General features: G+C 53.7%; 4 protein-coding genes, 7 tRNA genes and 1 other RNA gene. All 12 read right to left on the bottom strand.

Annotated elements, in window-relative coordinates; translation table 11 throughout:
* Nucleotides 1-39: 39 nt before the first annotated feature.
* A non-coding RNA gene (locus VZP09_RS03875) (RtT sRNA) lies at nt 40-177 on the bottom strand.
* Nucleotides 178-272: 95 nt separating this feature from the next.
* A tRNA-Lys gene (locus tag VZP09_RS03870) sits at nt 273-348 on the bottom strand.
* 133 nt (nt 349-481) lie between these two features.
* A tRNA-Lys gene (locus VZP09_RS03865) sits at nt 482-557 on the bottom strand.
* 146 nt (nt 558-703) lie between these two features.
* Nucleotides 704-779, bottom strand: a tRNA-Lys gene (locus VZP09_RS03860).
* A 3-nt stretch (nt 780-782) separates the two neighbouring features.
* Nucleotides 783-858: transfer RNA gene (locus VZP09_RS03855), tRNA-Val, on the bottom strand.
* Nucleotides 859-1,007: 149 nt separating this feature from the next.
* Nucleotides 1,008-1,083 (bottom strand) — tRNA-Lys (locus VZP09_RS03850).
* A gap of 2 nt (nt 1,084-1,085) precedes the next feature.
* Nucleotides 1,086-1,161, bottom strand: a tRNA-Val gene (locus VZP09_RS03845).
* Between the two features lie 125 nt (nt 1,162-1,286).
* Nucleotides 1,287-1,362 (bottom strand) — tRNA-Lys (locus tag VZP09_RS03840).
* A 161-nt stretch (nt 1,363-1,523) separates the two neighbouring features.
* Entirely contained in the window at nt 1,524-2,318 is a 795-nt protein-coding gene (gene cpoB, locus VZP09_RS03835; protein WP_002895071.1) for a cell division protein CpoB, read from the bottom strand.
* A gap of 9 nt (nt 2,319-2,327) precedes the next feature.
* Nucleotides 2,328-2,852, bottom strand: coding sequence for a peptidoglycan-associated lipoprotein Pal (pal, locus tag VZP09_RS03830; RefSeq protein ID WP_002895068.1), 525 nt, complete (start codon nt 2,850-2,852; stop codon nt 2,328-2,330).
* 34 nt (nt 2,853-2,886) lie between these two features.
* Nucleotides 2,887-4,179, bottom strand: coding sequence for a Tol-Pal system beta propeller repeat protein TolB (tolB, locus tag VZP09_RS03825; RefSeq protein WP_002895066.1), 1,293 nt, complete (start codon nt 4,177-4,179; stop codon nt 2,887-2,889).
* A 129-nt stretch (nt 4,180-4,308) separates the two neighbouring features.
* On the bottom strand, nt 4,309-4,381 hold a 73-nt coding region (locus tag VZP09_RS03820), incomplete at its 5' end, for a hypothetical protein (protein ID WP_442910123.1).

Raw genomic sequence — 4,381 nt, 5'->3', positions numbered from 1 at the left:
CAGATAGCAAAAAGGCGCCTTTAGGGCGCCTTTTTACATTGGTGGGTCGTGCAGGATGACTCGGCTTCGCCTCGCCCTTCGGGCCGTCGCCGCAAGCGGCTCCGTTGTCTCACTGCGTTCGACCCGAACCTGCTGCAGAGAAACTCGTCTCATCCTGAGACTCGCCCTGCGGGCCAACGCTGCCGCGTTGTTCAAAATTGTTCCCGACAATTTTGTCGAATCGTTGAGTTCGGCGCANAGCAAAAAGGCGCCTTTAGGGCGCCTTTTTACATTGGTGGGTCGTGCAGGATTCGAACCTGCGACCAATTGATTAAAAGTCAACTGCTCTACCAACTGAGCTAACGACCCCTTGCGGGATTTTACTGCTGCCATCATTCAGGATGGTGGGTCGTGCAGGATGACTCGACTTCGCCTCGCCCTTCGGGCCGTTGCTGTCGCAACGTTATCCTTCACGTTCAGCATCTGAGTTAAATGCTGAAATTGGTGGGTCGTGCAGGATTCGAACCTGCGACCAATTGATTAAAAGTCAACTGCTCTACCAACTGAGCTAACGACCCGCTCTGGTACTACCTGAATAATTTCACTCGACACCAATTCAGAAATTGGTAGGTCGTGCAGGATGACTCGGCTTTGCCTCGCCCTTCGGGCCGTTGCTGACGCAACGTTATCCTTCACGTTCAGCATCTGAGTTAAATGCTGAAATTGGTGGGTCGTGCAGGATTCGAACCTGCGACCAATTGATTAAAAGTCAACTGCTCTACCAACTGAGCTAACGACCCGAGTGGTGGGTGATGACGGGATCGAACCGCCGACCCCCTCCTTGTAAGGGAGGTGCTCTCCCAGCTGAGCTAATCACCCGAAACTGCGCTGGATACTACCGATACTGCGTCCACCTACCCCATCATAAAAATGATTGGAGTGCAGGATGACTCGCTTCGCTCGTCCTTCGGGCCGTAGCTGAAGCAACGTTATCCTTCACATTTAACACCGACGTACGATGTTAAAGATGGTGGGTCGTGCAGGATTCGAACCTGCGACCAATTGATTAAAAGTCAACTGCTCTACCAACTGAGCTAACGACCCGGTGGTGGGTGATGACGGGATCGAACCGCCGACCCCCTCCTTGTAAGGGAGGTGCTCTCCCAGCTGAGCTAATCACCCGATACTACGCTGGATACTACTAAGCGGTGGGTCGTGCAGGATGACTCGGCTTCGCCTCGCCCTACGGGCCGTTGCTGACGCAACGTTATCCTTCACGTTTTACTATCGCGTTCCACCAGAACGATTGGTGGGTCGTGCAGGATTCGAACCTGCGACCAATTGATTAAAAGTCAACTGCTCTACCAACTGAGCTAACGACCCACTCTGGCATTGCTTTGGGTTTGTTTGATATCCCTTGGCAACGGCGGCATATATTACTGATTTCAGAATTCAGCGCAACTAAAATTTCGATAAAGATCACTTAACTGCTGGCGATTCAGGCGACAAGACCAGAAATAACGCGATTTCTGGTCATGCCGTAATCAACCAAGAGCATTAAGTCGTTTTTGCGCTTGTTTCGCACCGTCGGTGCCGGGGAATTTATTGATCACCTGCTGGTAAACCGCTTTCGCTTTCGCGGTATCACCTTTGTCCTGCATGATCACGCCGACTTTAAACATCGCGTCAGGCGCTTTTGGCGATTTCGGGTAGTTCTTCACCACCGAAGCGAAGTAAAACGCCGCGTCGTCTTTTCTCCCCTTATTGTAGTTCAACTGCCCGAGCCAGTAGTTAGCGTTTGGCTGGTAGGTTGAATCCGGGTACTTTTTGACGAAGTTTTGAAACGCCACCATCGCGTCATCCTGGCGTGAGGCATCCTTCACCAGGGCAATAGCGGCATTATAATCGGTGTTCGCATCGCCGGTCATCGCCGGGGCGCCTGAGGTGGCCGCTGGCGCTGCGCTGGTGGCAGCCGCGCTCTGATCGCCAGAAGACGACGGAGCCTGCGCACCTGATGCTGCGCCGCCACCGCTGCTCAGACTATCTATCTGCAGCAGAATCTGTTTCTGGCGCTCAACGATCTGATTCAGCTGGTACTGGTTCTCCTGGATCTGCCCGCGGAGAGAATCAATGTCAGTCTGGTTATCAGAGAGTTGTTGCTGGAGTTGGGTTAAAAGCTGGCTGTGAGCATTGGAAATACGCTCAAGTTGAGTGACGCGGTCTTCGACCGAGCCTGAGCCGACACTACTGATTGGCGCCTGAGCAAAAGCGGCCCAGGGGGCCGCTATGCCAACCAGTAACGACAGACTCAATAAATGATGTCTGAAGTTACTGCTCATGCAATTCTCTTAGTAAACCAGTACGGCGCGACGGTTTTTGGCATATGCCGCTTCGTCATGACCCAGTACTGCTGGTTTTTCTTTACCGTAAGAAACGATGGAGATCTGATCGGCAGAAACACCTTTGCCCTGCAGATACATCTTAACGGCGTTAGCACGACGCTCACCCAGAGCGATGTTGTATTCCGGCGTACCGCGCTCATCCGCGTGACCTTCTACAGTCACTTTGTAGGACGGGTTGCTGCGCAGGAAGTTAGCGTGCGCGTCCAGCATAGCAGCGAAGTCAGAACGGATATCGTACTTGTCGAGATCGAAGTAAACGATGTTGTTCTGCTGCAGCTGCTGCATCTGCAGACGAGCTTGCTCTTCAGAAGACATGTTGCCGCCGTTACCGTTAGCGTCCATACCAGTGCCGGCACCCAGCATGCCTTCACCGCTCTGGTCGTTGCTGGCGTTCTTGTTAGAAGAACATGCCGCGATTGCCATAACCGGCAGAGCGATCATCAGCCCTTTCAGCACTTTGTTCAGTTGCATTTCTTTGATTCCTTTAATAATCAATTATTTATTATCACAGATACGGCGACCAGGCAGGCGATTTTACCTGTCCATCAGTTGCCGGAAGACGCGCTTTGAAACGCCCATCTGTAGAAACCAGATTCAGCACGGATCCCATCCCCTGAGAAGAGCTGTAGATTACCATAGTGCCGTTAGGTGCNAGACTTGGCGTTTCGTCTAAAAACGTTGATGACAGAACCTGTACACCACCCGTTTCCAGATCTTGTTTGGCAATGTGCTGCTGACCGCCGGCCGAGCTGACCATTACCATGGTTTTACCATCCGCGCTCACGTCGGCGTCCTGGTTCTGAGAACCTTCCCAGGTGATACGCTGCGGCGTGCCGCCATTAATGTTGACTTTATATACCTGCGGACGACCTGCCTGGTCAGAAGTGAAGGCCAGATTCTGGCTGTCCGGGAACCAGCTTGGTTCGGTGTTGTTGCTGCGACCGTTGGTCACCTGACGAATCTGACCGGATCCCAGATCCATTACGTACAGGTTCAGGCTACCGGTTTTCGACAGCGCGAACGCCAGTTTAGAACCATCCGGTGAGAACGCCGGGGCGCCGTTGTGCTGCGGGAAGGAGGCGATCTGACGCACAGAGGCGTTCGCCAGGGTCTGAACCACCAGCGCAGAACGACCGCTTTCAAAGGTAACGTAGGCCAGTTTAGAACCGTCCGGAGACCAGGCCGGGGACATCAGCGGCTGGGAGGAACGGTGAACCAGGAACTGGTTGTAACCATCGTAGTCGGACACGCGCAGTTCGTAAGGGTACTGGCCGCCGTTTTTCTGCACCACGTAGGCGATACGGGTACGGAAGGCGCCCTTGATGCCGGTCAGCTTCTCAAATACCGCGTCGCTGGCCGCGTGCGCCGCATAGCGCAGGTACTGCTTAGTGACTTTAAAAGAACCTTGCGCCAGCGTTGTGCCCGGCGCTCCGCCGGTGTCCACCAGTTGATACGCAACCTGATAAGAACCATCCGGATTTTGCGTGACCTGGCCGACGACTACGGCGTCAATACCCAGCGCAGACCAGGCAGCAGGCTGCACTTCCTGGGCACTGGTCGGCTGCTGCGGCAGACGCGAGCGATCCAGCGGATTGAATTTACCGCTGTTGCGCAGGTCAGCTGCCACGATACCACCGACATCTTCCGGCGCAGCGCCCTGGCCGGCCCACTGGAACGGTACCACGCCGATAGGGCGTGCCGAGTCCACCCCCTGGGTGATCTCGATACGTACTTCTGCGTGCAGCACCGCCGCCCACAGCATTAAAAAACCAAATGCTACTCGTAATGCCTGCTTCATCATATCTCCCTTATCCGGGCGGAAAGCCCACGATAATTTAGCAGAATGTTAACAAACTCAAATATACAAAACTACCAAAACCCTGTGACTACCATAGATTGTTTTTCCCCGTTTGCACGGGGAAAAATGTCACTGAGGTTTGAAGTCCAGTGGCGCATTTTTGAAGACTTCATATACTGCCTGGCTAGGTGGTTTCGGAAAC

Origin of the sequence: Klebsiella sp. EMBS2024 (assembly GCF_036233805.1) — a bacterium.
GTDB classification, from domain to species: domain Bacteria; phylum Pseudomonadota; class Gammaproteobacteria; order Enterobacterales; family Enterobacteriaceae; genus Klebsiella; species Klebsiella pneumoniae.
Note: the sequence above shows the minus strand (reverse complement) of the source record. Positions and strands in the feature narration are given on the sequence as shown.

Bases quoted from the DNA above. Each gene is read 5' to 3' on its own strand.
- pal (WP_002895068.1), bottom strand. From the start codon at position 2,852: ATGCAACTGAACAAAGTGCTGAAAGGGCTGATGATCGCTCTGCCGGTT.
- cpoB (WP_002895071.1), bottom strand. From the start codon at position 2,318: ATGAGCAGTAACTTCAGACATCATTTATTGAGTCTGTCGTTACTGGTT.